This window comes from Aeromonas sp. MR7 (assembly GCF_963899385.1).
GTDB classification, from domain to species: Bacteria; Pseudomonadota; Gammaproteobacteria; order Enterobacterales; family Aeromonadaceae; genus Aeromonas; species Aeromonas bestiarum.
This window is the reverse complement of sequence record NZ_CAWQXH010000021.1, coordinates 116,147-140,441: the sequence shown is the minus strand read 5'-3', so window position 1 is coordinate 140,441 and position 24,295 is coordinate 116,147. Positions and strand designations below refer to the sequence as shown.

24 protein-coding genes are annotated in these 24,295 nt (G+C 57.6%); 16 read left to right on the top strand and 8 right to left on the bottom strand.

What is annotated here, in order from left to right:
* Window positions 1–66: 66 nt before the first annotated feature.
* Genes AACW87_RS12460 through AACW87_RS12445 form a run of 4 tightly spaced genes read left to right on the top strand, consistent with a single transcriptional unit; the run spans window position 67 to window position 4,753 of the window.
* Entirely contained in the window at window positions 67–909 is an 843-nt protein-coding gene (locus AACW87_RS12460) for an AAA family ATPase (RefSeq protein WP_241325103.1), read from the top strand.
* On the top strand, window positions 910–2,073 hold the full coding sequence (locus AACW87_RS12455; protein ID WP_241325102.1) for a vWA domain-containing protein: 1,164 nt from the start codon (window positions 910–912) through the stop codon (window positions 2,071–2,073).
* Window positions 2,074–2,130: 57 nt separating this feature from the next.
* A complete protein-coding gene (locus AACW87_RS12450; RefSeq protein ID WP_098983201.1) occupies window positions 2,131–3,252 on the top strand; it encodes a beta-ketoacyl-ACP synthase III in 1,122 nt (373 codons plus the stop codon).
* 55 nt (window positions 3,253–3,307) lie between these two features.
* Window positions 3,308–4,753 carry an HD domain-containing phosphohydrolase gene (locus tag AACW87_RS12445; RefSeq protein WP_241278421.1) on the top strand — a complete coding sequence of 482 codons (1,446 nt, stop codon included), beginning with the start codon at window positions 3,308–3,310 and terminating at the stop codon, window positions 4,751–4,753.
* A 129-nt stretch (window positions 4,754–4,882) separates the two neighbouring features.
* Here AACW87_RS12445 and AACW87_RS12440 read toward each other — a convergent pair whose 3' ends face one another.
* Both AACW87_RS12440 and AACW87_RS12435 read right to left on the bottom strand, forming a co-directional pair.
* Entirely contained in the window at window positions 4,883–5,869 is a 987-nt protein-coding gene (locus AACW87_RS12440; RefSeq protein WP_241325101.1) for a phage integrase, read from the bottom strand.
* 66 nt (window positions 5,870–5,935) lie between these two features.
* Window positions 5,936–6,235 (bottom strand): helix-turn-helix transcriptional regulator, encoded by a 300-nt coding sequence (locus tag AACW87_RS12435; protein ID WP_241325100.1) that lies wholly within the window; start codon window positions 6,233–6,235, stop codon window positions 5,936–5,938.
* 112 nt (window positions 6,236–6,347) lie between these two features.
* Here AACW87_RS12435 and AACW87_RS12430 point away from each other — a divergent pair, with 112 nt between their 5' ends.
* The 10 genes from AACW87_RS12430 (at window position 6,348) to AACW87_RS12385 (ending at window position 15,726) form a co-directional block, all read left to right on the top strand.
* Window positions 6,348–6,677: a Cox family DNA-binding protein gene (locus tag AACW87_RS12430; RefSeq protein ID WP_241325099.1), complete on the top strand. Its 330-nt coding sequence runs from the start codon at window positions 6,348–6,350 to the stop codon at window positions 6,675–6,677.
* The gene (locus AACW87_RS12425) at window positions 6,674–6,913 is read left to right on the top strand and encodes a hypothetical protein (protein WP_241325098.1); all 240 of its coding nucleotides are present in this window, start codon (window positions 6,674–6,676) and stop codon (window positions 6,911–6,913) included. Before AACW87_RS12430 ends, AACW87_RS12425 begins: the two co-directional genes overlap by 4 nt.
* Window positions 6,914–7,103: 190 nt before the next feature.
* The gene (locus AACW87_RS12420) at window positions 7,104–7,304 is read left to right on the top strand and encodes an ogr/Delta-like zinc finger family protein (RefSeq protein ID WP_080706441.1); all 201 of its coding nucleotides are present in this window, start codon (window positions 7,104–7,106) and stop codon (window positions 7,302–7,304) included.
* 39 nt (window positions 7,305–7,343) lie between these two features.
* Window positions 7,344–7,664, top strand: coding sequence for an ogr/Delta-like zinc finger family protein (locus tag AACW87_RS12415; RefSeq protein ID WP_241325097.1), 321 nt, complete (start codon window positions 7,344–7,346; stop codon window positions 7,662–7,664).
* Window positions 7,661–8,308 (top strand): GPO family capsid scaffolding protein, encoded by a 648-nt coding sequence (locus AACW87_RS12410; RefSeq protein WP_241325096.1) that lies wholly within the window; start codon window positions 7,661–7,663, stop codon window positions 8,306–8,308. The genes AACW87_RS12415 and AACW87_RS12410 overlap by 4 nt, the downstream gene beginning before the upstream one ends.
* Before the next feature lie 13 nt (window positions 8,309–8,321).
* The gene (locus AACW87_RS12405; RefSeq protein WP_241325095.1) at window positions 8,322–9,287 is read left to right on the top strand and encodes a P2 family phage major capsid protein; all 966 of its coding nucleotides are present in this window, start codon (window positions 8,322–8,324) and stop codon (window positions 9,285–9,287) included.
* A 4-nt stretch (window positions 9,288–9,291) separates the two neighbouring features.
* Complete coding sequence (locus tag AACW87_RS12400) at window positions 9,292–10,017, top strand: hypothetical protein (protein ID WP_241325094.1); 726 nt, start codon at window positions 9,292–9,294, stop codon at window positions 10,015–10,017.
* Window positions 10,018–10,528: 511 nt separating this feature from the next.
* Window positions 10,529–12,562 (top strand): replication endonuclease, encoded by a 2,034-nt coding sequence (locus AACW87_RS12395; RefSeq protein ID WP_241325093.1) that lies wholly within the window; start codon window positions 10,529–10,531, stop codon window positions 12,560–12,562.
* Window positions 12,563–12,715: 153 nt separating this feature from the next.
* The gene (locus tag AACW87_RS12390) at window positions 12,716–13,405 is read left to right on the top strand and encodes a hypothetical protein (RefSeq protein WP_241325092.1); all 690 of its coding nucleotides are present in this window, start codon (window positions 12,716–12,718) and stop codon (window positions 13,403–13,405) included.
* On the top strand, window positions 13,402–15,726 hold the full coding sequence (locus AACW87_RS12385; RefSeq protein WP_241325091.1) for a DEAD/DEAH box helicase: 2,325 nt from the start codon (window positions 13,402–13,404) through the stop codon (window positions 15,724–15,726). Before AACW87_RS12390 ends, AACW87_RS12385 begins: the two co-directional genes overlap by 4 nt.
* A gap of 706 nt (window positions 15,727–16,432) precedes the next feature.
* Here AACW87_RS12385 and AACW87_RS12380 read toward each other — a convergent pair.
* Window positions 16,433–16,843 (bottom strand): H-NS family histone-like protein, encoded by a 411-nt coding sequence (locus tag AACW87_RS12380; RefSeq protein WP_241325090.1) that lies wholly within the window; start codon window positions 16,841–16,843, stop codon window positions 16,433–16,435.
* 306 nt (window positions 16,844–17,149) lie between these two features.
* Between AACW87_RS12380 and AACW87_RS12375 the strand changes: the two genes are divergently transcribed.
* Entirely contained in the window at window positions 17,150–17,341 is a 192-nt protein-coding gene (locus AACW87_RS12375) for a YegP family protein (RefSeq protein ID WP_241325089.1), read from the top strand.
* A 162-nt stretch (window positions 17,342–17,503) separates the two neighbouring features.
* Here AACW87_RS12375 and tsaA read toward each other — a convergent pair whose 3' ends face one another.
* Complete coding sequence (gene tsaA, locus AACW87_RS12370) at window positions 17,504–18,208, bottom strand: tRNA (N6-threonylcarbamoyladenosine(37)-N6)-methyltransferase TrmO (RefSeq protein ID WP_241325088.1); 705 nt, start codon at window positions 18,206–18,208, stop codon at window positions 17,504–17,506.
* A 248-nt stretch (window positions 18,209–18,456) separates the two neighbouring features.
* Between tsaA and AACW87_RS12365 the strand changes: the two genes are divergently transcribed.
* Complete coding sequence (locus tag AACW87_RS12365) at window positions 18,457–19,449, top strand: NAD-dependent epimerase/dehydratase family protein (protein WP_241325087.1); 993 nt, start codon at window positions 18,457–18,459, stop codon at window positions 19,447–19,449.
* A gap of 89 nt (window positions 19,450–19,538) precedes the next feature.
* Here the strand turns inward: AACW87_RS12365 and AACW87_RS12360 are convergent, their stop codons facing one another.
* The 4 genes from AACW87_RS12360 to cydD form a co-directional block, all read right to left on the bottom strand.
* Complete coding sequence (locus tag AACW87_RS12360) at window positions 19,539–19,925, bottom strand: DUF488 domain-containing protein (protein WP_043137973.1); 387 nt, start codon at window positions 19,923–19,925, stop codon at window positions 19,539–19,541.
* A 7-nt stretch (window positions 19,926–19,932) separates the two neighbouring features.
* Window positions 19,933–20,304 (bottom strand): Rcs stress response system protein RcsF, encoded by a 372-nt coding sequence (rcsF, locus tag AACW87_RS12355; RefSeq protein WP_042871028.1) that lies wholly within the window; start codon window positions 20,302–20,304, stop codon window positions 19,933–19,935.
* A gap of 405 nt (window positions 20,305–20,709) precedes the next feature.
* Window positions 20,710–22,455, bottom strand: a complete 1,746-nt coding sequence (gene cydC, locus AACW87_RS12350) for a heme ABC transporter ATP-binding protein/permease CydC (RefSeq protein ID WP_241325086.1) — start codon at window positions 22,453–22,455, stop codon at window positions 20,710–20,712.
* Window positions 22,448–24,217, bottom strand: a complete 1,770-nt coding sequence (gene cydD / locus AACW87_RS12345) for a heme ABC transporter permease/ATP-binding protein CydD (protein ID WP_241325085.1) — start codon at window positions 24,215–24,217, stop codon at window positions 22,448–22,450. The genes cydC and cydD overlap by 8 nt, the downstream gene beginning before the upstream one ends.
* Window positions 24,218–24,295: the final 78 nt, after the last annotated feature.

Genomic DNA, 24,295 nt, shown 5'->3' with positions numbered 1-24,295 from the left:
AGCTTATTCTTTCTTACTGAGGCCTCGATCTCAAAAAGGTCTCTTGTCGTCAAAGGAATGGACGTTATGGGATTTGCAGGAAGCGATCGCTATCTCGCCTCAGAGGCGCTGAAGATGGCGGTCAATGCGGCAATAGTGCTGGAAAAACCGTTACTGATCAAAGGTGAACCCGGCACAGGCAAGACGGAGCTGGCCGAAGCCGTGACCCGCCATCTGGGCACCGAGCTGATCGCCTGGCATATCAAATCCACCACCAAGGCCCAGCAGGGGCTGTATGAGTATGATGCCGTGGCGCGGCTGCGCGACTCCCAGCTTGGCGATCCGCGAGTGGGGGACATCAGCCACTACATTCGCCAGGGCAAGCTGTGGCAGGCCTTCACCGCCGAGCAGCGGCCCGTGCTGCTCATCGACGAAATCGACAAGGCGGACATCGAATTTCCCAACGACCTGCTGCTGGAACTGGATCGGATGGAGTTCGACGTCTATGAGACCGGCGAGCGCATCAAGGCCCGCCAGCGCCCCGTGGTCATCATCACCTCCAACAATGAAAAAGAACTGCCGGACGCCTTCCTGCGCCGCTGCTTCTTTCACTACATCCGTTTCCCCGACAAGGCCGAGATGCAGGCCATCGTCAATCTGCACTATCCGAACCTGAAAGCGGCGTTGCTGGACGAGGCCATGGCGCTCTTCTTCGAGTTGCGCGATGTGGACGGGCTGCGCAAGAAGCCCTCCACCTCTGAGCTGCTGGACTGGATCCGGCTGCTGCTGGCCGACGACATCTCCCCCGAGGCGATGCGCACCCGAGAGCCGGGCAAGCTGGTGCCCGCCCTCTACGGCGCCCTGCTCAAGACAGAGCAGGACTTGCACCTGTTCGAAAAGCTCGCCTTCCTGGCGCGTCGCGGTAGCTGAATGCTGATCGATTTTTTCAGCCACCTGCGCCGTCACAAGCTGCCCTGCAGCCTGCGCGAATTGCTGGATCTGCACGGGGCCTTGTCGGCCGGGCTTGCCACGGTCGACATGAACGACTTTTATCAGATCTCCCGCTGTCTGCTGGTGAAAGACGAGGCCCATTACGATCGCTTCGATCGCGCCTTTGCCGAGTATTACGACGGCCTGCAGGCCACTCCCCTGTTGCCGGAGACCCTGCCGGATGAGTGGCTGCGCCAGGAGTTCGAGCGGCTGCTGAGTCTGGAGGAAAAAGCGCTGCTGCAATCCTTAGGCGGGCTCGACAAGCTGCTGGAGACCCTCAACCAGCGCTTGAGCGAACAGAAAGAGCGCCACGCTGGTGGCAACAAGTGGGTCGGCACGGGGGGTAGCAGCCCGTTCGGCCACGGCGGTTTTCACCCGGAAGGGATCCGCATGGGGGGAGAGGGCCAGCATGGCAAGGCGGCCAAGGTGTGGGAGGCGCGTCACTATCGCAACTTCAGCGACGACTCGCCGCTGGGGCAGCGTGCCATCCAGCTGGCGCTGCGCAAGCTCAGGCGCTGGGTGCGCCAGGGCAGCCCGGACGAGCTGGATCTCGACGGCACCATCCAGAGTACGGCCCGTCAGGGCTGGCTCGATGTGAAGCTGAGACCGGAGCGCCACAACGGCGTCAAGCTGCTGGTGTTCTTCGACGTGGGGGGCTCCATGGATGCCCACGTGGCCGAGGTGCAGCGGCTCTTCTCGGCGCTGCGCCACGAGTTCAAACATCTGGAGTACTTCTATTTTCACAATTGTCTCTACGACTTCGTCTGGCAGGACAACAACCGCCGGGCCGAGGAGCGCTTTGATACCTTGCGGCTGCTGCGCACCTACGGCAGCGACTACAGGGTGATCTTGGTGGGGGACGCCAAGATGGGCCCCTATGAGATCACCTGGCCCGGTGGCAGTGTCGAGTACTGGAACGAGGAGGCGGGTCAGGTGTGGCTCGCCCGCCTGCAGCAGCACTATGCCAAACTGGTGTGGCTCAACCCTGTCCCGCGCCGGGAGTGGCTCTGGCACCCCTCCATCAAGTTGATGAATGAACTGGTTGGTGGGCGCATGCATCCGCTGACTCTGGCCGGTCTCGCCGCGGCGATCGATCAGCTGTAATGACCTCTCTACCCTAAAAAGCCAACAAGCCGGGAACGAACCCGGCCAGGAGCAAAGATGACTTCTATCGTGATCAGTGGATCAGGCCTCTATACCCCGCCTTTTGCCGTCAGCAACGAAGCGCTGGTGGCCGCCTTCAACCAGTATGTGGATCTTTACAACGAGGAGAATGCCTCCGCCATCGATGCGGGCCAGCTGCCCGCCAAGCAGCACTCCAGCTGCGAGTTCATCGAGAAGGCCTCCGGCATCAAGAGCCGCTATCTGGTGAGCAAGGAGGGGGTGCTGGATCCGGACATCATGCAGCCGCTCATGGCAGAGCGCCCGGATGACAAACCCTCCATCATGGTGGAGATGGCGGTGGCTGCCGCCGAGCAGGCGCTGATCGCCGCCGGCCGCGAGCCGGGTGAAATCGATCTGGTCATAGTCGCGGCATCCAACATGCCGCGCCCCTATCCGGCGCTCTCCATCGAGCTGCAGCACTATCTCGGCGCGGGCGGCATGGCCTTTGACATGAACGTGGCCTGCTCCTCCGCCACCTTCGGCATCAAGGCGGCGGCGGACATGCTGGCGGCCGGCAGCGCCAAACTGGCGTTGGTGGTGAACCCGGAGATCTGCTCGGGCCACCTCAATTTCAGGGACAGAGACAGCCACTTTATCTTCGGCGACGCCTGCACCGCCGTGCTGCTGGAGCGGGAGGCCGATTGCAAGGTGGCCAATCCCTGGCAACTGGTGGCCAGCAAGCTGGTGACCCAGTACTCCAACAACATTCGCAACAACTTCGGCTTCCTGAACCGGCTCAGCCCGCGCACCCGCTATGGCGATGACAAGCTGTTCTGCCAGCAGGGGCGCAAGGTGTTCAAGGAGGTGCTGCCGCTGGTGTGCGATCAGATAGCCAGCCAACTCGACGAGCAGGGCTGGCCGGCGGATACCCTGAGCCGGCTCTGGCTGCATCAGGCCAACCTCACCATGAACCAGTTCATCGGCCGCAAGCTGCTGGGTCACGATGCCAGCCAGCAGGAGGCGCCGGTGATCCTCGACAGTTACGGCAACACCAGCTCGGCGGGTTCCATTATCGCGTTCCATCTGTACAATCGCGACCTTCCTGCGGGGGCCCGCGGCGTGCTCTGCTCGTTTGGCGCCGGCTATTCGATAGGGAGCCTGCTGCTGCGGCGCCTGTGAGGGGCGGGGGCATATCCCCGCCGTCATAACAATAAACAGCGGTCAGGGTGGAATTATGCAGAAAATCACGGGGCGCTGCGCCCTGCACTACGGGGTGACGCTGTCGCTCTTTTGCCTCTATGGGTTGCAGGTCTGTCCGTTTCTGGAGAGCCTGACCCTACCCCAGCTGCTGGGGCCCACCCTGCTGGTCTTCGCCATCATGTTCGCCGTGCGCGATCGGGTGTTGCACCGGCTGGTGCTGCCCGGCAGCGGGCTCGGTGGCTTCGCGCTGGAGGTGGGCTTCTACCTGCTGGGGGCCCTGCTGCTCTCGGGCTACAACGGCCTCATGTATGACTTCCCGCTGGAGAGTCACCTCAAGATCCTGTTGGGGATGAGCACCCTGGGCTTTCTGGTGGCGGCGGATCTGTCGCTGGTGCGGGACTGGAACCTGGCCAAACTGCGGGAGCATCAGGGCTCGCTGGTGCTGACCCGGCCGCTGGTCATGCCGGTTTCCCGCAAGTTCTCCCTGTTTACCTTCACCACGCTCGCACTGCTGGGGGGCGTCTTCTTCCTGCTGTTCAACAAGGATCTGGAGTGGCTGGCGACGGTGGACAGAAGCCTGTCGCGGCTCGATGCCCAGCACTACATATTGCTGGAAATCGCCTTCGTGATGGCGGTGACCTTCTGTTACCTCTGGCTCATCATTCGTGGCTATGGCCGCAATCTGACCCTCTCCCTGATGCACCAGACGCGCACCATGGCACAGGTGCAGTGCGGCGATCTGGATGCGCGGGTGCCGGTGACCCGGGATGACGAATTCGGCCTGATCGCCGCCAGCACCAACCAGATGATCGGCGAGCTGAAGGCGCGCAGCGACGAACTCAACCTGACCCGGGACGTGGCCATCCTCGGCCTCGCCTCGCTGGCGGAGACCCGGGACAACGAGACAGGCGCCCACATCATCCGCACCCAGCACTACGTCAAGGTGCTGGCCGAACACCTGAGCCGCCACGACGCCGAGCGTTATCCCCTCGACGACGCCACCATAGACCTGCTGTTCAAGTCGGCGCCGCTGCACGACGTGGGCAAGGTAGGCATTCCCGATGCGATCCTGCTCAAGCCGGGCAAGCTGACCGACGAAGAGTTCGCCATCATGAAGCGCCATCCCCAGATAGGGGCCGATGCGCTGGCCAGCGCCGAGGCCCAGCTCGGTTCCAACTCTTTCCTGCGACTGGCCCGCGAAATCTCCCTCACCCATCACGAAAAGTGGGATGGCAGCGGTTATCCGGCCGGCCTGGCGGGGGAGGCGATCCCGCTCTCGGGCCGCTTGATGGCGGTGGCGGATGTCTACGATGCTCTCATCTCGAAACGGGTCTACAAGCCCGCCTTCACCCACGAAGAGGCGAAAGCCATCATAGTGCAGGGGCGCGGCAGCCATTTCGATCCCGGGATGGTCGATGCCTTCCTCGCCTGCGAGGGGGCTTTCAGGCAGATTGCCGCCGAGCACAGGGATCAGGAGTGATAAAAAAACCACCTTCGGGTGGTTTTTTTATCCTCGTGCACCAATCGGTGCACTAGGAATCAATGACTTACATATCACTGAGGCCCGTTCTTGTTATATAAAACATGCCTGAGTGTGGACGATCTGTGGTCACTCAATGCCAGCACCTCCCCGTAATGGATTGAAGGTAATGGCATCCTGCAAATAGTCTGGCGCAAAGTGCGCGTAGGCCATTGTTTGCTGAATTGTGCCATGTCCCAAGATCCGCTGTAGCGTGATGATGTTCCCCCCATTGGCCATAAAGTGCGTGGCGAACGTGTGGCGCAACACATGGGACGCTTGTCCGTGTGGCAAGTCGGGCTTCACTTCTCGCAGTACCTGCCGGACAACTAGGTAATCTACGTTCGGGAATAGCCGCCCTGATTTTCCATCAACCAGTTGCGCCGAGACATCTGCGGAAACTGGTACTACTCGCGTTTTGCCATTCTTGGTGGCCACAAACATGACCCGCTGATTGATGACATGCTCGGCCCTGAGTTCTGCAGCTTCACTCCACCTTGCACCAGTACTCAAACACAATATGGCCAAATCCCGGTTGTCGCCGTCTAGCTTCTCCAGTAGTCCCCTGATTTCTATCTGGGACAGATAACTCATGGCCGTTGGCTGTGTTTTAAGTTTCTTGGCTCCATTTAGTGGATGAGGTGCGTGATACATCCCTGCATCAATCAAAAAGCTGAACATGCCACTGAGTGCCATAAGGCGCCTGTTTACTGTTGATGCTTTGATCCCCTGGCTAAGTGATTGCGACCTGTAAACGGCAAGCATGTGGTTATCAATCTGAAAAGCACATGGGTTGCTCATCTTGCGATCTACTAGCTCTAACTCTCTGCGTGTAGGCATACCCCATTTCAAGTTCTGCCCGTGATAGATCCACCAGAGTTGAATGAGTTCGGACAATCGCCGAGCATCCTTCGGTTTCTCTATCCACGCCTTATCATGCTGGTTTGCCAGTACATATCGCTCAAAGGCGGTTGCTTCATGCTTCTTGGCAAACTTCCGCCGGATACGCTTTCCGTAGCGCCCCTGCGGCCTAATGTCCACTTCATAACGACCATCATCGAGCTTCTTAATCGACATAAGGAAGCCCTCCGATGTAACCCAAACATGATGTTTCTATTTCGTTGAGAAATGCCTCATGCAGGGTTAACCAATTTGCTGGTCGGAGAGGGATGAGTCCCTGTTCTCCTGCCCAAAGTGTGCGAGAACCGGTGCAATCTGCCCGGCTTCTGGTGCGACCTTATCGGTGAAAAACCAGAGCGCATATTTCTCTAATTTTGGTTGTTTGAAAATCCTCATAACGATCTCAGTTGAAGGGATATTTCTTCCGCTTTCGTAGTACACGTATGTCCCATACGGGACGCATACAAGCTCGGCAAATTCCTTCTTTGTCATCCGCTCGGACTCCCTGACTAAAGCCAGTTTCTCGCTGATGGGGGTTGACATAAAAGATAACTCCTCTATTTTATAGAACATACTCTACATTGTAGATGATATTAACACTGGGCCATTATGGCCCACTATGACCCACTGGTGTGTTAACTAGGGAGAATATCAGATGACAGCAGCAAGCCAAACCCAACCGCCGACCGAGACAGACCCGCGCGTGTCGCTGGTGCTCGAACCCATGATAAATGCCTCCGATGCCGTGCCCGTTGAGGTGTTCGCCAAGATGATAGGCAAGACCAAGGGCGCAGTGCGGGGAATGATTGAAAAGGGCAAGGTGCCTGTGGTGCCTATGCGCAACCCCCTTAACCCGAGTGCCCCCGCCGAATACTGGATCTACCTTCCGGCGTGGAACGAGGGAATGAAGCTGGCCTTCGAGAGTCGCCCCCGTGAAATCCGCGACGGCTGGTTGTCCTGGCTGGGGCTGGGGTGTCCTGTATGAGCCAGATATGGGATGAACAAGCAGCCCTGAACATGGCGGGGGCGCAGTTGCTGCGCGAAACCGTGGAGCAGGTCAACAGCCGCCAGCAACGGGCCAGCCATGAGAAGGGGGCGCAGTGCCTGTCGCGCAAGCTGGCAGTGCTGCAAACCCTGAATGACGGGCAAAGAAAAACCCCGTTTAACGGTGCGCTAACACCAAACGGGGTTTCCAAATCAGCTTTCGAGGGCTTGATTTGATGAGCATCTTATCTATCCCCTGCGCCTTGCGCAACCTGCGGCTACAACGCCGCAAGCTGGCGGGGTCTGCCTGCCAGCGTTTCATACACCTGCCTGACTACCTTGTCGCCATTGAGCAACCTGACGCCTTGGCGTGGGCGGCCCTGTGGCAGCGCCTGCCCCAACCCGTCAACCCACTGCGGGGGAATCTATGCGCGTGATGTGCACCGAGTGCGGCGAACTGGGCCGCATTACCAAGACCTATCGACACACCCGAGGCGTGGCCACGCTCTATTGCCAATGCATTGACCCCGAGTGCGGTCATTCGTGGGTGTCGTCCCTGTCATACAGCCACACCCTGCACCCGTCAGCCAGGAAAATTCCCGAGACGTCACCCGTTACCAAGCCGTAACCCGATGATGCCTCACGCCATTTGTGTCGGAGGGAAACTATGCGTGTGCTTTGCACCGAGTGCGGCAAGCCCGGCCGCATTACCAAGACCAACCGCATGACAGCGGGGGTCGCCAACCTCTATTGCCGTTGTTCGGATATTGCGTGCCGTCACTCCTGGGTGTCCACCGTGTCCTACAGCCACACCCTGAGCCCGTCCGCCAAGCGGGCCAATGAACTTACCCTGGCGCTGGTGCGGGTCATGTCACCCGAGGCCCACGCCACCTTGTGTCAAAGCGTGAACGAGCACCAGCAACAGCTGGATATAGAAGCCGCGCAAGAGCGGGATAAACCGGTAGTCACACTGCGGAGGGTCGGATGAGCAGTCAGGTAAAAACAGGCTGGATTTGTATCGCCAGCGCGGGGCCGACACTGGATGGCCGCACCATTAGTCCCGAGTGTCTGCGCCAGCTGGCCGAGACATACGACCCGAACTTTTACGTGGCCAACCTCTGGCCGGAGGGGGTACGGGGTCGCCCGCTGGGGCACGTTTACGCGCTCAAGGTGCAAGAGCAGGACGACCAGCTCAAGCTGCTGGCCGTGCTGTGCCCGACCCTGGAGCTGATAGACCTCAACACCAGCGGCACCCATGCCTTTTGCACCATTGAGGCCAGCGAGAATTTCGCGAGCACTGGCAAGTGGTATCTGTCCGGGGTGACCGTCACTGACCAGCCCACCCTGACGGGGCTGACCCAGCTGCAATTTAGCGCCAAGCCGCCGAGCGGGCGTCCCTTGGTGGTGCCAGTACCGGCGCCCGTTACGCCTGCGCCTTTACCTGCAAAACCGGCTTTCCGGACATCAAAACCCGAGCAGATGTTTAGCCAGATAGAGGCCCTGTCGGCGGGGGTGGCGGCCCTTTGCCAAAAGCTGGACAGCTTCACCCCGTATCGACCCAACCAGCCGAGCTCCCCCGCTGCTGACCGCAGTGACGACCCCACCCACGCCAACCATCACCGCATTTACTAAGGAGCCCCACCCGATGAGCTTATCTGACCTGCTGCGCGATGTGCGCCTGAGCTTTGCTCCCGCGCCCCAGCCTAGCTTTGGCAACCTGGATACCGCCGCTGGCCTTGCCCTGACGGCGGCCATTGTGCAGGCCACTCCGTTTTTGTGGATGGTCTCTATCCTGGGCGTGGATGACCCCCACGCACCACGCTTTGACCCGCTCAAGCCTACGCTGCGCAGTGGCCGCAAGGCGCAGGGCCGTTTCCTTGTTGGGGCAGAGCCGAGCAAGCGCGAGCATGAATACGAGGAGCTGGACAGCAGCGCCATCTGGACGTGGCAACAGCTGGCCCAGATGCTGGCAGGGCTCGACCAGAGTCAAGCCAACAGCCTGCTTGAAGGCTTGGCGCTGGCTGCCTTTGGGGATGACCTGATACGGGTCGGTTTCCATGGCCAGACTGCCGCCGTCAACACTGACCCCGAGGCCAATCCGAACGGGGAAGATGTGATGATGGGCTGGCCTACGCTGGCCAAAGTGGCCGACCCCGAGGGGCTGCGGGTGCTGCGCGATGCCGTGACGTTCGACCCCAGCGGCAAGGGCGATTTCGCCGACCTGGACGCGATGGTGTATGCCCTGATTGAGAAGCTGCCGAAAGCCTACCGCCAAGACCCGCGCTTGGTGGTGATGGTGGGCGGCGACCTGTTGCAGGCTCACCAGAAAGCCCACCTCAAGCCAGGGCAGGTACGGGACAAAACCCAGCGCATGAAGATTGCCGACCTGGGCACTGTCTCTCACCGCCACATGCCTCCCACCTACTTGGCCATTACCCTGGTTGAGAACCTGCAATTGCTCACCGTCAACCATACCCACCGCCTCAACGCGGGTGACGTTGACGCGCTCGCCAGCTGGGGCATTCGCTACAACCGCGCCCAGTCCTACGCCCTGGGCGAGCCCACCGCTTACGCCGCCTTTGATGCCATCACCCTTGCCACTCAGGAGTAACCCCATGCAACAACCGACTTTGCAGGCCGTGCCGACCATTCAACTCTCTAATGCCCCAGCGGGCACCCGCGCCAGCCGACTGGATGAGCACGTGGCCCTGTTCCAAAGCGAACACCACAAGCTGATGGAGCTGGACGGCGAAATTCACACCCTGCGGGAACAGCGTAAAGCGCTGCTGGCGCAAATCCCGTCTGCCAAGGAGCGCCGCGAGGAGCTGCGCCAGGGACGGATTAACCAACTGATGGGCGGGGTGGTGTCGCTGGAAGCGGCGCAGGAATACCGCGAACTGGGGGAGCTGCTAGAAGATGCCAAGGCGGCAAGCACCTTGTCGGAGTGTCAGGAAAAGCGCTTGGCCATGCCGCTCTATCAGGCCCAGTTGGCGGCCAACAGCGCCCAGAGCATGGTGGCCGGAGGCTATGAAAGCTACCTCGACCACAAGGTGATGCCGTCCATCCTCAATGCCCTCAAGAAGCGTCTGGCCGAGCTGGCCGCCCTGACTCACGCCAAGGCCACCATCATGGGGCCGGAAGGGGCGCGCAAGTGGGCGCAGAACGAGCTGGCCCGCGCCCTCAAAGAGGCGATGAGCGGCGAGCAGGTGGCACTGGATGGCGACAAGCCCGCCGCCCGTGAAGTGCTGGCCACCTCGACCCGCCCACAAGCGGCTGACCTGCTGGTGCTGTGCAATAGCCCAGGCAAACGCCAGTGCTTGCAGCGGGAGCTGGAAGAGTAACCCGACCATATGAAGAGGGGAGCCGATAACGGCTCCCCCCAGTGCTCACACGCTTATCACAACAGAGCGAGCGGGCGCAGATTAGCAAAGCCGAGCGCGCCGGACAAATGGCCGGACGGGAGAGGCAAACAAGGAAGAGGAGAGCAAGAGAGGCAGAACGCCAGAAAAGACAAAGGGAGCCGTTGCGAGGCTCCCCTTAGCTAACCCATATCAAGCACGACAAGAGATAGCCAATGAACAGTATCAAATTCAATGCCGCCCAGCAAGCGGAGGGACTCGCTTTGTCCGCATTCTGGGGTGAGTCCCTGCGCCAAGACCATCACCGCCTTTATATCCTGCAATCGCGCCTTGCCGTGTTGCGTATCCGGCGACGGGTCAGGGGCTTACGTGACAGAGCCCAAACGCGGGTGCTGTTGCAGATGTGCCGATTAACTCGCGCCACCTTGCGCCAAGCCCACACCAAGGCCACCGCCCACGCCAGGGCACTGCGGGCAAGCGTAGGGGGTCTGGTATGAACAACCTCTTAAGCACCTTCACTGACAAAGGCCACCCCCGCCGCAACCAGTCCGCCGCCGTCTTGCGGGCACGGGTCAGCAAGATGACCCGTATTTTACAGCTGCAACTGCGGCCTCTGTGCCCACTCGAAGAGGCTCGCAAACCCGCCAGCCAGCGCGACCGCAACGCCCCCGCCTCAGAGGACACCATCCGCTCCTATTTCAAGGATGGGCTGGGGGTCTATGACCTTGATTGGGCGCTCGACCTGCTGATGTTCTCGGTTAAGGGGGGACAGGGCGGGTCGGTGCAACTGGCCGATGAGCTGGTAGGCGAATTGTTTGTTGGCTACTGCGTGCGGCGGGTGCCGGCCATCCTCAAGGGCATCACCTGCAAGGAGGCCAACCTCTGGCTATGCGACCGGGTCAAGGTGCTGCGGCAAGTGCAGGCCGACCTGCCCGAACCGCTGGAACAGTTGCAGCACAAAGACCGCCGCGAAAAGCTGGCGGTGGATTATGCCGAGCGTGTCTGGCGCCTGCTGGATGCCACTACCAATGGCCAGACCGACACCATGCCCGCCACCTACCTCTGGCGGGTCTGTGGCCAACCGCTCAAACCCTGGGGCTTCCTGCCCACCCTGCCGCGCTTCAAGAGCACCGAGGCCCGCGATACCTTCATTGCTGCCCACCTAATCCGCTGGCTCGACCCGCAATGGTGGGCGCGCAAACTGCGCAAACTCTGGGAGCAATATCGGGAACACTGCGCCATCCTGCTTGGCAAGGTGCGGCGCGGTGTCTCGCCCTACGTCTCCAGCTACGCCCTGCGGGCCTTCAATGAGCGCCAGCTGGCCGCCGAACAGTGGCTAAAGAGCATGGAGGCGCACAACGAAGAACACGACATTACTATTTCCCTGGCCGATGCCGTGGCCAGCTCGATGGCTAACCCCTCAAACCGCCGTGATGAACTGGTAGTGAGGGCGCGGGGCTTCTCCGATGCAGCGGACGAAATGGGTTATGTGGGCCTGTTCTTCACCTGGACAGCCCCGAGCCAATATCACCCGTGGAAGACAACCCCCCAGGGACATGGCCAACCGGCCCGCACCACGGAAAACCCCAAGTATCAGGGCCACACTCCCCGCGACACCAACACCTATCTAGGCACTCTCTGGAAGCGCTGCCGCGCGGCCCTTGCCCGCCGTGGTATCGAGTATTTCGGCTTTCGGGTTGTCGAGCCTCACCACGATGGCACCCCCCATTGGCACTTGCTGCTGTTCGTCAATCCGGCCCAGCAGCATGAACTGATAAGCACCCTGCAACGCTATGCCCTGAGCCATGACCAGGGCGACCTTGAGCGCAAGCGCCATCCGGTGAGCAAGCGGCCCTATAGCGACATTACCCCGCGCTTTGACTGGAAGGTCATGGATCCGGCCAAAGGCGGGGCCGTGGGCTACATCGTCAAATACATCGCCAAGAACATAGACGGCCACCAGATAGGGGATGAAGGCGACCTTGAGGCCGAAACCGCCGCCAGTGAAGGGGCAAGACGGGTCAGGGCGTGGGCGTCCCTCTGGGGCCTGCGCCAGTTTCAGCAACTGGGCGGGCCGTCTGTGAGTGTGTGGCGGGAACTGCGGCGACTACCTGGGCGAGTGCAAGAGAAGGAAGGCCGCACAGTGGCACCGCTTGAGAGCGACATCATGGAAGAGTGCCGCCGCTATGCGGACGCGGCGAACTGGAAGGAGTTTACCTATTCGATGGGTGGCCCCGTGTGCCCACGGGATGCGCGACCGGTGCGATTGCATCACCTGATAGACCTTGCCAAGAATAAATACGGGGAAGATGTGATCCGGCTTGTAGGTGTAGCCGCTGGCAGCGCCGTTAAGCGAACCCGTCTTGATGGCTGGGTGCTACGCCGCAAGGCGACCGACAAGCCCACAGAGAGCACCGAGGAGGTGTTGAGCGAGCAAAGCGAAGCAGGGTTTGGCGAGCGTAGCGAGGTGCCCTTAAGCGGCGACAGCTGCGCTCCTTGGAGCTCTGGCAATAACTGTACTCTGTAGAAAAAAAACTCAATGAGTACGATGAAGATTCGATCTACGCTTAGCCTGGCAGACGGTAAATAGATCGTCATCACATTAATTATGTATACACATCTTTATCTGTATACGAGCACAGGGCCTCATGTGATACTTACCTGAAAAACGGAGTATCTCATGAAGATAAAATCATATTCAGTGTTGAAAATTCCTGGCTCACACCCAGTTCATTCATTTCTTATTGAAATAAGTGATGTTAAGTCACATGCAGAAACAATGATAGAGACAATAAGTGATAATACTTGGCTCGATGACTTAGATGCATTTAATAAAATATCATTTTCTGCTATGGCTAAACCAACAATTGATAGGCTGGTCAATGGTATTTTCAATCGAATTGAAACCGCCGTCACCGAAGACTTCGGTGAATATATGATATCAATGTCAGCGCAGGATGTTTTGCACAAATTTAAAAAGCATATAAAACTGCCGCTCGCTGAGCTTTTAAAAGAAAAAATAATAGGAAACCCGGGGTTCGATTTCCATACCGAGACTGCCGGAAAAAAAGTTTCCTTTGGTGAGGCGAAATATGGTGGAAAAACTACTAAATACTCTATTGCTTTAACCCAGATTGAATCCTTCATAGAAAAAGGGAAAGATAAAATGGAGTTTAGGGCTATATTGCCATTCTTATCTGAAGATGCAAAAAACAGCTTTGCCGCATTTAATGACAAGGCATTCACAGCAGCATTTTCTATTAAAGGAAAGGATCCATTTAAAATTATGGATAATGCGAAAAAACACAATAGTACATTAGCTTTATCAAAGAAGCATGAAGTGTTCTTAGTTGGAGTAGAGATTTCATGATTTCAGAACTTATATATGGTCATAACTTCAATGAGCTCCTTATCGACGCCATAAGAACTCTTCACAAAGAGGGCGCCATTAACCCACAAATCACGGAGAAAATTGCATATATAAAAAAATTTCATCCTGACGAGCTTCAGCCTTATGAGAGCAAAATAATATCAGTGCTTGGCCTGTTTTATAAAAAAAAGGAGCCTTCTTCATTATTAGAGGAGGTCTATTCAATTTTTTCAAGAGCTATAGAGTTCAATACAGGAAGTCTATTCACTCCAATACAAGCCAGTGCATATCGTCATATTAAGGGGCACCAATATTTTTCATTCTCAGCTCCAACCAGCACAGGAAAGTCATATCTATTTAGAAAATTAATATTGGAATGCGAACATGACGTTGTAATAATTGTGCCATCTAGAGCGTTAATAACAGAATACTATCACAATATAATTAATGTAGTTCCTGGTGACACTTTGGTTTTACAATTTGTAGATAATATAAATATTTCAAGGACGAGAAAGAGAGTTTTCATTCTCACCCCTGAGAGAGCAAGTGAGTTATTTGGTTTTGAGCATGCATTCGAAATTGATATGTTCCTTCTTGATGAGGCACAAATTACCGATGAACCAATCAGAGGTTTGACATTTGATTCATTTGTTCGGCGAGCGAGCGTTGCATTTCCAAATTCAAAAATTGTTTTCACACATCCATTTGTAAGCAACCCGCAAGCGCAGCTAATTAAACACCATTTAGATGTCGAACATAATTCAGAATCTAAAAATTATGACTACCACGCTGTCGGGAAAATATTCTTATATTTCGATGATAATGCATTCTTTTATTTTTCACCCAATGGACTAGGGGAGCCAGTGCCAGCTGAAAATGACCCAGCGAAAGATATACTGACTTCTGGTGGGACACTGTTAATTTACACTTCTAAAAACAAAATATATCATGGTGAATATAAAGATGTTTTCACTGAGTATATGGCTCTTTGCCCATTGATTCAGGACCGCAAGGCGCTTGATATAATAGAAGATTTACGGCATTACATCGGAGCATCTAAATCACCACGAGCAGGAAGAGAGTCTAGGTTGGTTGAAATGATGACGCATGGAATTGTGATTCATCATGGTTCTATGCCGTTGAGAGCAAGACTTCTTATCGAGGACTTTATCAAGGGTGGGTATGCCAAAATCTGCTTTGCAACATCTACTTTAAGCCAAGGTATAAACATGCCTTTTGATGTTGTATGGGTTGACAACTTTTCGAATATGAATGAATTAACTTTAAAGAACCTAATTGGGCGAGCGGGGCGCAGTAGTCAGGACGAGGACAGCTTCGATTATGGATATACAATTATCAACAAAAAGAATGTAAAGACATTTACTGAAAGATATAGGCTAAGCTATTCAATTAATGAAACTTCATTATTAGATCAACCATCTAATAATATCGACCCGAATTTAATAGATATCATTGATGCCACGAAAAACAACACATACAATGTGGAATATCACATACCAGAAATACAGGTTCAGCGCATGGAAAAAGCTGATATAACGCCTGACATTGAAACTATCCTCGACTTTTTTATAAACGATGCGAATCGCCCAGTTACTGCAGATGAATACTATGCCCTTAAAGATAAAGAACGCAAAAGTATAAAGCAGGCATTTAAAAACATATATTGCTCACATTTAAGAAGAGATACTCTGACTAAAGCAGAGGCATCGGTTCTAAGTGCTTCAATTCCTATTCTTTTGTGGCATGTACAAGGTCGTTCTTTTAGTGAGATAATTTCATTGCGCTTCTCATACCTATCTCAACGTAGTGAACGCCTACGTTACAGAAGGATGCATAGGTTCGGGGAAATTCCAACTGCCACATATATAGAGTTAGTTCAAGGCTTGAAAGTTAGATCGTCACCTCGAGCGAGTCCCATTCCAAATATGGAGCTACGAAGCTACCCTTTGTTTGAAAATGAATTGTCGGTTAGTGATATTGATTATGATACTATTGTTTATGATACATATGATTATTTAGATAAGGTAATATCATTGTGTTTATCTGCACCATTAAGCGCTGCATTTGACATGTACTACAAGAACACTAGTGACAAAAGGGCGATGTCACTGAAGAACTACATACTATATGGAACTAATGACATCATAGAGATATGGCTGCTGAGATATGGCTTTAGTTTCGAGGACATGGAGTGGTTGGTGGGGATAGTTGATAGCGTAGATGAAAATTCAATTATTTTTAATAATAACGTAAAGCACTTAAGCAATGACAGGTTCGACCTGATAGCTAGATATATTTAAAACTCATTCAATAACAATATTACTAGACATAAACCATCAATACTGATGGTTTATGTCTACATGAGAATATAGAGTTGGTATATTTAAATTAGTTTCATGATATCTGATTATCTCTTTACTATCCGCCGACTAGGTGCCATCTATTGTCGAGATAAACAAGTCCCGAGAATTAGTGCTTTTAAGGGGGAGGAAATTCTACCTCCCCTCCAGAGCTATTCACCATCCTATTTCTATATCAATGTCTTTAAGTCTCACGGACGAAGCTACACCACGGAATCCGCGCTAATCCGCTCCCGCCTGCGCGCCCCGTATAGAAAACTTTTTGCAAAAATGGATTACTGCAAAACCATATGCCCAGAGCCCGCCAGCGCTGGGCTTTGCGGCTAGAACCCGAACTGAAAACAGTGAACATTTTTTCACTGTTTTACAGTTCTTGATATGGTCTCATGGAGTAGGGGGAAAGCATAAGTGCATGATTTATAGGTAAAAAACCTACTTTCCGTGAGCATTTCAGCAGTGCACCACTTTTTTCATCGGCCAAGGATGAGTAGGTTTTCCCCTTTAAAATCAGATGATTAACCAGTTTTTTGTCGATGTGCAGTTTTGCAATTTTGCAAAAATTTTAGGCAGGAAAGATAGGGGGTTGCAGGGAGTGAGAAGGCAATGAAAATGCCGCCCGTAGGCGGCATCTGGTAAGGCACTGATATTAAATCAAGAAATCATCAAGGCTCTTACCTTGCTCAACCTGCTCAGCGATTGCCTTTGGCATACGGCCCTGACCAGTCCAGGTTTTCTCCTGGCCATCTTCTTGATATTTGTATTTAGCCGGGCGTGGTGCTCGCTTCATCTTATTGCTGGCCTTGGCCGATACGGCTGGGGCTGCGCTACTTACCAAGTCTCGAGGGTCTACACCGGCTTGTTTCAGCATCTCAGAAAACTCTGCAAGCTTACGCTGATGTTCTGCTTGCTCGGTACGTTCTTTCTCAGTGGATTCAAAGCGCTCTGTATAAACCTGCTCGAATTTTTCTTTAGCTTCTTCCAGCTGTTCAAATGGCAGTTCGCGCAGGGCCGCACGAAGACTACGGATATTCAGTAGTGTCTTAAGAAATTCGTTCATGGAGTCCCCATTAAATGGTTGATAAAGGCAGTTATCAATTTCAGGGGGAACATACCATAGAAAATTATAAAGGATATATAAATATCATTCGGATAACTCTGGAAATCAGTGGCTATTAGCTACAAGGCCCGTAAGAAAAGTAAGGCAATGTCTCTCTGCCTTGCTTTTCTTGCTGGGAGGCAAGCGCAGCGCGGCAGGATAGTAAGTGCGGGGGATATGGATCCACTCGGGCGTTGAAAAAACCTATTGAGCAGGCATGTTGTTTAGCAGCCATGCGCTGTTGCATGGTGTTCAAAGGAGTTGAGCATGGGTTATTACGTAATTCACAAATCTAAGAAAACCACGGACCAGCCATTTTACTTTGTGCTGCACGCTACGAATGGCGAGCCTATCGCTACGAGCGAGATGTACACAACCAAGGAGGGAGCCAAGAACGGAATTAAATCTGTGCAGAACAATGGTTCTACTACGGATATCCGCGATAAAACCGATGTGTAAGACCGCGAGACATGAAGTGGAAGCCCCAGCAAGCTGGGGCTTTTTTGTCGATGTGGTCAACGTGTGGACATTGACTGAAACAAATCCTTTTGTTTCATATGCTTATATTAATTTCTAAAAACACCTCAGGGTGGTTTTTTTATTGCTCGCATCGCCTAGCGATCAGGCGGGCGCTATGGCCAGCACCAGGCAGTCGGGTTCGTTGATGCGAAAGCGCACGTTGAGATCGAACAGGCGTACCCCGTACTCCTTGTCGTCCGGCTTGCCCTTCTTGTAGGCGGGGCGGGGATCCTGGGCCAGCACCTCGCTCACCAGCAGGCGCAGCTCGGGGTGGGCCTTGAGCCAGGGTTGCAACTGTTGCTCCGCTTCCGGGCTGAAACTCACCGCCAGCGGCGGGGTGGGGGCGTCGGGGGCGAAGCCGCCACGGGCGTCCGGCAGGCTGTCGGCATAGGGGATATAGGGCTTGATGTCGACTATGGGGGTGCCATCGAGCAGATCGACCGCGCCGAGTTCGAGCCACAGCTTGCCCCGCTCGCGGCCCACCCCGTGCAGCTCGACCACCGACAGGCCGAGCGGGTTGGGGCGGAAGGTGGAGCGGGTGGCAAAGACGCCGACCCGTTCGTTGCCGCCCAGGCGCGGCGGGCGCACCGTCGGGTGCCAGCCCTGATCCATGGTCTGGTGAAACACGAAGCTGAGCCAGAGGTGGGAGAACTGCTCAATGCCGCGCAGCACGTCCGGTTGATCGTAAGGGGACAGCAGCTCGAGGCGGGCACGGGCCGACTTGACCAGACCGGGCTGGCGGGGGATGGCGAACTTCTCCTTGTAGGGAGAGCGGATGATACCCAGGGTGTCGATTTCGAACTTCATGGCGGATCCTGACTGAAAACCCCGGCAATTTAGCACAGGCGGCGCCAAAACGCAGGCCTCGCCTCCCTTGCCTGGCCGGGCTCCCTGCCTCCCTTTTCCTTATGCCTTGCCGTGATCACAGTCTCATCCCCGCGCCATGGAGGCTGTACCCCGCCGCCAACTTGGGTAGGGTGGGGGCACTATGAATACCGGCATGCAAGGCGAGTCATACCCGAGACAGCCGATCGTGCCGGACAGGAGGGACATGGATGAAACTGCTGATCATCGGCGGCACAGGTTTTCTGGGCCGCCACCTCACCTCGCTGGCGCTGGATTGGGGCCATGAGGTGACCCTGTTCAATCGGGGTCATCGCCAGCATCCGGGCTGGCGCGATCTGGTTCAGCTCACCGGTGACAGGGACAAGGATCTGCGCGCCCTGCACGGGGAAGGGCCCGGCTTGGATCTGGCCATCGACACCTGCTGCTACCGGCCCGAGCAGGCGGCCAGCCTCTCGGCAGCCCTGCTCGGGCGCTGCGAGCGGCTGATCTTCATCTCCACCATCAGCGTCTATCGCGACTTCGCCCAGCGGGGGATGGATGAGTCGTCGCCGCTGCACGAGACAGGGGCCGGGGAGACGCCCACCGACTATGGCCCCCTGAAGGTGTTGTGCGAGGCCGAATATCGGGCCCGCTGGGGCGAGCGACTCTGCATTCTGCGCCCCGGCGTGCTGTGCGGCCCCTATGATCCGACCGGCCGTCTGGCCTGGTGGGTGAAGCGGATACAGCAAGGGGGGCCCTGGCTGCTGCCAGGGGAGGGGCAGGATCGATTGCAATACCTGGACGTGCGCGACTGCGCCGAGTTCGTGCTGCGGGCCGCCGAGCAGCAGCTGGGGGGCATCTTCAACCTGCTCAAGCCCGGCATAGCGCTGGCGGACTGGGTGGATCGCATCGCCGCCCGACTCGCGCCCGCCATGGCGCCGCAACCTGAGTGGGTGCCCTGGTCCGTGCTGCTGGCGGCCGGTGTCGAGCCCTGGCAGAGCTACCCGACCCTGTTGCCCAACGAGCAGCCGGAGTATGCCGGCTATGGCCGCATCAGCGCCGAGGCGGCCATAGTGCAGGGGCTCAACTTTCGGCCGCTGGAGGAGACGGTGGCCGATCTGGCCCAGTGGCTGGCGAAGAACGATCAGGCCCTGGTGGCCGGGATGACGGCCGAGCAGGAGCGGGCGCTGCAGCAAGTGTTGCGGGTGGGCAGTCTGCAATAGGGTCGGAGTGCCCCCATCCTGCCTTGATGGCCAGCATATGAAAGAGGGCGTCCTGCGGGACGCCCTCTTTCATTCACCGGCGGTGCGGGTTAGCGCAGTCTGGCGCCGCACTGGATCAGCAGCTCTTTCAGCAGGGTGCGATGACAGCGCTCGGCCTGCTCACAGTAGCAACCCACCGACAGGTTGGTGGTGTGGGAGAGGGCGGCCAGCAGCGCCAGATCGTGGCGGGCGCAGGGGCTGGCCATCTCGGCCTTGTACTGCTTGCAGAAGGCCGCCCATTGGGCCGGCGTCTCGGCAGCCTGGCCCAGCTTCATGGTCTCGCTGCTGGGGGCCAGGTTGGGGAACCAGACGTCGTACCAATCCTGACTGGCAAATTCGCTCTTGGGCACGCCACGGGGCGGACGCCGCACAGTGCCGATGCGCAGCCCCTCATCGGGGAGGCGAGGGCTGCCGAGCCGGACTATGGCCAGTGCCATTGGGTCCTTACTTCTCTTGCGCCACTTTCAGCGCCTGCCCGTAGCAGATCACCTGTTTCAGGCAGCCCGGGGTGTCGCTGAACTCGGCGCACTTGTCGAAAGTGACACCGTTGCCACCCATGTCGGCCACGCGGCGGCGCGCCAGGGTGCGGGCTTCACCTGCGTTGGGGATGGGCTGCTTGGCATCGCTCTGGCAGGATTCCCCCTCGACAGTGCCGAGGTAGAGGTAGTTGAGGTCAGCCAGCTGACCCTGCTCATAGATCTGGACGCCGCCCGGCTTGAAGTACTCGTCGAAATTTTCCTTGTCCAGGTTGCTGTTGAAAGAGAAGTCGGCGCAACCGGAGGCGATCAGGGGCATCATCAGGATAAGGCGTTTCATGTCGGTATCTTGTTGAACTGTGAGGGGGTCATTATAGGGGTCAGTCGCTGCCTGCGACCAGCCCCATTTTCAGCCATGGAGACGGGGTGTGACGGGGATCAGACAGGTTCTTGCACGCTGATACCGGCTGCGGTAGTCATCATAGGCCGGCAGTTTATGGCATGAAAGGGGCGCAGGTGCGCCCCTCTGCCGTGCTTGCGATCAGGCCGGTGCCAGCCGCTGGTGCAGGCTGCGGTAGTAATCATCGGCCGGCAACTCATGATGTGAGAAGGGCGCAGGTGCGCCCCTCTGCCATTCTTGCGATCAGGCCGGTGCCAGCCGCTGATGCAGACTGAGATAGTCATCATCCGCCGGCAATTCGTGGTGTGAGAAGGGCGCAGGTGCACCCCTCTTTTGTTCTTATGATCAGGCTGGTGCCAGCCGCTGATGCAGGCTGCGGTAGTAATCATCGGCCAGCAACTCGTGATGGGGGGCGCAGAGGCGGATCTGCCCCTCTTCCATCAGGGCTATCCTGTCCATTTGCTCCAGCCCCAGCAGGCGGTGGGAGATGAGCAGCAAGGAGCGATCCGCCCCCAGTCTGAACAACAGGTCCATGATCTCCCGTTCGGTCTGGCTGTCGAGCCCTTCGGTCGGCTCATCCAGCAGCCAGAGCGGGGCATCGTGCAGCAGGGCGCGGGCGATGCCGATACGGCGTCGCTCGCCACCGGAGAGCGGGCGACCGCCGTCTCCCAGCCAAGCGTTCAGTCCGCTGTCGCTGTGGCCGTTGTCATCTTCCAGCAGATTGGCCAGACCGACCTGGGTCAGCACCTCGGTCAACTGCTTGTCAGACGCCGTCGGGGCCGCCAGCCTGAGGTTGTCGCGCAAGGTGGCGGCAAACAGGTGAACCCGCTGGCTCACCACCGACAGCGAGGCGCGCAGCGCCCCTTCGCTGTAGTCGGTGAGCGGCTTGCCATCGAGCAGGATCTTGCCCGCCTGCGGGCTCCACTCCCGGGTCAACAGCCCCATCAGGGTGGACTTGCCGCAACCTGTCTGGCCCAGCAGCGCCAGCTTCTCGCCCGCCTGCAGTTGCAGGGTGCAACCGCGCAGCACAGGATGCGGGTTGCCGGGATAGCCGAAATAGAGGTCGCTGATCTGCAGGGTGCCGACGCTGGCGTGTTGCTGCTCGGCTCCCCACTCGGGGGCCTTGGCCTCCTGCAGTATCTCGTTGAGACGACGGGCCGAGGTGAGGCTGGTGGAGAGGTGCTGGAAGGCACCCGCCAGCGGCAGCAAGGCCTCGAAGCTTGCCAGGGTGGCAAACACCATCAGCGCCGTGATGGGATCAGGCGCGGCACCCGCCACACCGTGGCCGGCCAGCCAGAGCATCAGAGTCAGGGTCCAGCCGCTGAGCAACTGCACCGAGAAGTTGGCTAGGCCGCTCACCCTGGCCATGCGGGCCTGGGCGGTCAGCAGTGCCTGTTCGGCCTGTTTCAGCTCGGTCAGCGCCTTGGGGGCGGCGGCAAACATCTGCAGCTCGGCCTGACCGTCCAGATAGTCCACCATGCGGGTACGCATGGCCGATTTCTCGGCGATCAGTCGGCGGCCGGGCTGGCGACCGAGGAAGTAGAACACCAGCGGCAGGGCTATCATGCCAAACAGCAGTATGGCGCCCAGAGTCAGGGCGAGACGGCCGTCGAAGAAGGAGAGGAAGAACACCAGACCGGTGCAGCTGAGCAGGGCCGCGCCTATGGGGGTGACCAGACGCAGATAGACGTGATCCATGGCGTCTATGTCGGCTACCAGCCGGTTGAGCAGATCCGCCTGGCGAAAGCCGGCCAGGGTGCCGGTGGAGAGCGGCGAGAGCTTTTGCCAGAACCAGACCCGCAACCGGGTCAGCACCCGGAAGGTGGCGTCGTGGCTCACCACCCGCTCGCCCCAGCGACCCGCGGTGCGGATGATGGAGAAGAAACGCACCCCGCCGGCCGGGGTCATGTAGTTGAAGGTATCGCGGCTGGCGACGGCCAGCCCCGCCACGGCGGCGGCGGAGAGGAACCAGCCGGAGAGCGACAGCAGTCCCATGCCGGCCACCAGGGTCACCAGGGCCAGCAGCAGGCCCAGCGAGAGGCTCAGCCAGTGCTGACGATAGAGGCGCAGAAACGGCAATAGATCAGTCATCGAGAGAATCCCCCGGGTGTTGGGACAAGAGGCGGGCGAACGGGCCCTGTGCCCTGCTCAGTTGCTGGAAGTTGCCTTGCTCCACCAGCTGGCCGCGCGCCAGCACCAGTATCTTGTCCATCTTGGTCAATTGATCGAGGCGGTGGGTGATCATCAGCAGGGTCTGGCCCGCCATCACCTGCTCCAGCGTGGTCATGATGGCGCGCTCCGAGTGGCGGTCCAGGCTGGCGGTGGGCTCATCCAGTACCATCAGCTGGGTGGATTTGAGCAGGGTACGGGCCAGGGCGAGACGCTGGGCCTGACCGACCGAGAGGCCGCCCGCCTGATCCCCGACCGGATAGTCGAGCCCCTTCTCCATGGCAAATTCCCAGGCCTGTGCCCGTTTCAGGGCGGCTTCCAGCTCGGCATCGCTGGCTGACGGCTTGGCCAGCAGCAGGTTGTCGCGCAAGGAGGCGTGGAACAGCTGCGGGTTCTGGGAGAGCCAGCCCAGCTGCAGTCGCCACTGGCTCATGTCGAGGCTGGCCAGCTCCTGGCCGTTGACCTTGAGTTCACCACGATAGGGGGCAAAGCCGAGCAGGGCGTTGACCAGCGAGCTCTTGCCGGCGCCGCTGACACCGATGAGCGCCGTGCGTGAACCCGCTTCCAGAGTGAAGTCGATGGGGCCGACCAGCACCTTGCCTTCGGCACTCAGCACTTCAAGGTCTTTGGCTTCGACCTTGATGGGGGTGTCGGCATGGAAAGGGGCGTTGCCAGAGGCTGGCTCGCTCACGTCGGCCTCGAGAAATTCCAGCAACTGCTCGGCCGCGCCTATGGCCTGCGCCTTGGCGTGGTAGTGGGCGCCAAGCTCGCGCAGCGGGGCGTAGAACTCGGGGGCGAGGAAGAGCACGAACAGGCCGGTAAACAGGGTGACCTTGGTGCCATAGTGGCCGAAGTTCAGGTGATCTATGTAGGAGAAACCGAAGTAGACAGCCACCAGCGCCACCGAGATGGCGGCGAAGAATTCCAGCACGGCCGTGCTCAGGAAAGCGAGGCGCAGCACCTCCATGGTGCGCTCGCGAAAATCTTCCGAGGCATCGCGAATGGCATCTCCTTCCGCCTGGGTGCGCATGAAGAGCTGCAGGGTGCGCAGCCCCTTCAGGCGATCGAGGAAGTGGCCGGAGAGGCGTGCCAGCGCCTGGAAGTTGCGGCGGTTGGCATCGGCGGCGCCCACCCCCACCAGGATCATGAACAGCGGAATGAGGGGCGCCGTGCCCAGCAGGATCAGACCCGCCGCCCAGTTGACAGGGAACACGGCCACCAGGATCACCACGGGAATAAAGACGGCAATGGCCATCTGCGGCAGGTAACGGGAGAAGAAATCCTGCATGTTTTCAATCTGTTCCAGCAGCAGGCTGGCCCAGCTGCCGGCCGGGCGTCGCTGGATATAGGCGGGGCCGAGCCGGCCGAGACGGGTGAGTACCAGCTCGCGAATGGCCTGGCGCACCGCGCTGCCCGCCTTGAAGCTGGTCACTTCACGGCCATAGGCCAGCGCCGCCTTGGTCAGGGTGACCAGCAGCAGGGTAATGAAGAGGGGAATGGATTGTTCCGGAGTGGCTCCCTCTATGATGAAGCCATGCAACAGGGTCGCCAGCAACCAGGCCTGTGCCACCATCAGTATGCCCTGACCCAGACCAAAGCCGATGGAGAGACCGATCCAGCGTCGGCCGTGGCTCGACTGGTTGCGCAACCAGCCATAGAGATGTTTCTGAGTTTTTTTGTCCATTACCACCATCCTCGCGTCGAGTGGCGCAAGACTATCCTCGGCCCCCGGCATTGGCAACCTTGTAAATTCCCGGTGTTG

Excerpts from the sequence above, each read along its gene's own strand:
- AACW87_RS12425 (WP_241325098.1), top strand. The coding sequence starts at position 6,674 with ATGAGCCAGATATGGGATGAACAAGCAGCCCTGAACATGGCGGGGGCG.
- AACW87_RS12390 (WP_241325092.1), top strand. The coding sequence starts at position 12,716 with ATGAAGATAAAATCATATTCAGTGTTGAAAATTCCTGGCTCACACCCA.
- AACW87_RS12385 (WP_241325091.1), top strand. The coding sequence starts at position 13,402 with ATGATTTCAGAACTTATATATGGTCATAACTTCAATGAGCTCCTTATC.
- AACW87_RS12460 (WP_241325103.1), top strand. The coding sequence starts at position 67 with ATGGGATTTGCAGGAAGCGATCGCTATCTCGCCTCAGAGGCGCTGAAG.
- AACW87_RS12405 (WP_241325095.1), top strand. The coding sequence starts at position 8,322 with ATGAGCTTATCTGACCTGCTGCGCGATGTGCGCCTGAGCTTTGCTCCC.
- AACW87_RS12360 (WP_043137973.1), bottom strand. The coding sequence starts at position 19,925 with ATGGCACTGGCCATAGTCCGGCTCGGCAGCCCTCGCCTCCCCGATGAG.
- AACW87_RS12430 (WP_241325099.1), top strand. The coding sequence starts at position 6,348 with ATGACAGCAGCAAGCCAAACCCAACCGCCGACCGAGACAGACCCGCGC.
- AACW87_RS12455 (WP_241325102.1), top strand. The coding sequence starts at position 910 with ATGCTGATCGATTTTTTCAGCCACCTGCGCCGTCACAAGCTGCCCTGC.
- AACW87_RS12395 (WP_241325093.1), top strand. The coding sequence starts at position 10,529 with ATGAACAACCTCTTAAGCACCTTCACTGACAAAGGCCACCCCCGCCGC.
- AACW87_RS12440 (WP_241325101.1), bottom strand. The coding sequence starts at position 5,869 with ATGTCGATTAAGAAGCTCGATGATGGTCGTTATGAAGTGGACATTAGG.
- rcsF (WP_042871028.1), bottom strand. The coding sequence starts at position 20,304 with ATGAAACGCCTTATCCTGATGATGCCCCTGATCGCCTCCGGTTGCGCC.
- AACW87_RS12420 (WP_080706441.1), top strand. The coding sequence starts at position 7,104 with ATGCGCGTGATGTGCACCGAGTGCGGCGAACTGGGCCGCATTACCAAG.
- AACW87_RS12435 (WP_241325100.1), bottom strand. The coding sequence starts at position 6,235 with ATGTCAACCCCCATCAGCGAGAAACTGGCTTTAGTCAGGGAGTCCGAG.
- tsaA (WP_241325088.1), bottom strand. The coding sequence starts at position 18,208 with ATGAAGTTCGAAATCGACACCCTGGGTATCATCCGCTCTCCCTACAAG.
- cydC (WP_241325086.1), bottom strand. The coding sequence starts at position 22,455 with ATGACTGATCTATTGCCGTTTCTGCGCCTCTATCGTCAGCACTGGCTG.
- AACW87_RS12365 (WP_241325087.1), top strand. The coding sequence starts at position 18,457 with ATGAAACTGCTGATCATCGGCGGCACAGGTTTTCTGGGCCGCCACCTC.
- cydD (WP_241325085.1), bottom strand. The coding sequence starts at position 24,217 with ATGGACAAAAAAACTCAGAAACATCTCTATGGCTGGTTGCGCAACCAG.
- AACW87_RS12380 (WP_241325090.1), bottom strand. The coding sequence starts at position 16,843 with ATGAACGAATTTCTTAAGACACTACTGAATATCCGTAGTCTTCGTGCG.
- AACW87_RS12400 (WP_241325094.1), top strand. The coding sequence starts at position 9,292 with ATGCAACAACCGACTTTGCAGGCCGTGCCGACCATTCAACTCTCTAAT.
- AACW87_RS12445 (WP_241278421.1), top strand. The coding sequence starts at position 3,308 with ATGCAGAAAATCACGGGGCGCTGCGCCCTGCACTACGGGGTGACGCTG.
- AACW87_RS12410 (WP_241325096.1), top strand. The coding sequence starts at position 7,661 with ATGAGCAGTCAGGTAAAAACAGGCTGGATTTGTATCGCCAGCGCGGGG.
- AACW87_RS12415 (WP_241325097.1), top strand. The coding sequence starts at position 7,344 with ATGCGTGTGCTTTGCACCGAGTGCGGCAAGCCCGGCCGCATTACCAAG.
- AACW87_RS12450 (WP_098983201.1), top strand. The coding sequence starts at position 2,131 with ATGACTTCTATCGTGATCAGTGGATCAGGCCTCTATACCCCGCCTTTT.
- AACW87_RS12375 (WP_241325089.1), top strand. The coding sequence starts at position 17,150 with ATGGGTTATTACGTAATTCACAAATCTAAGAAAACCACGGACCAGCCA.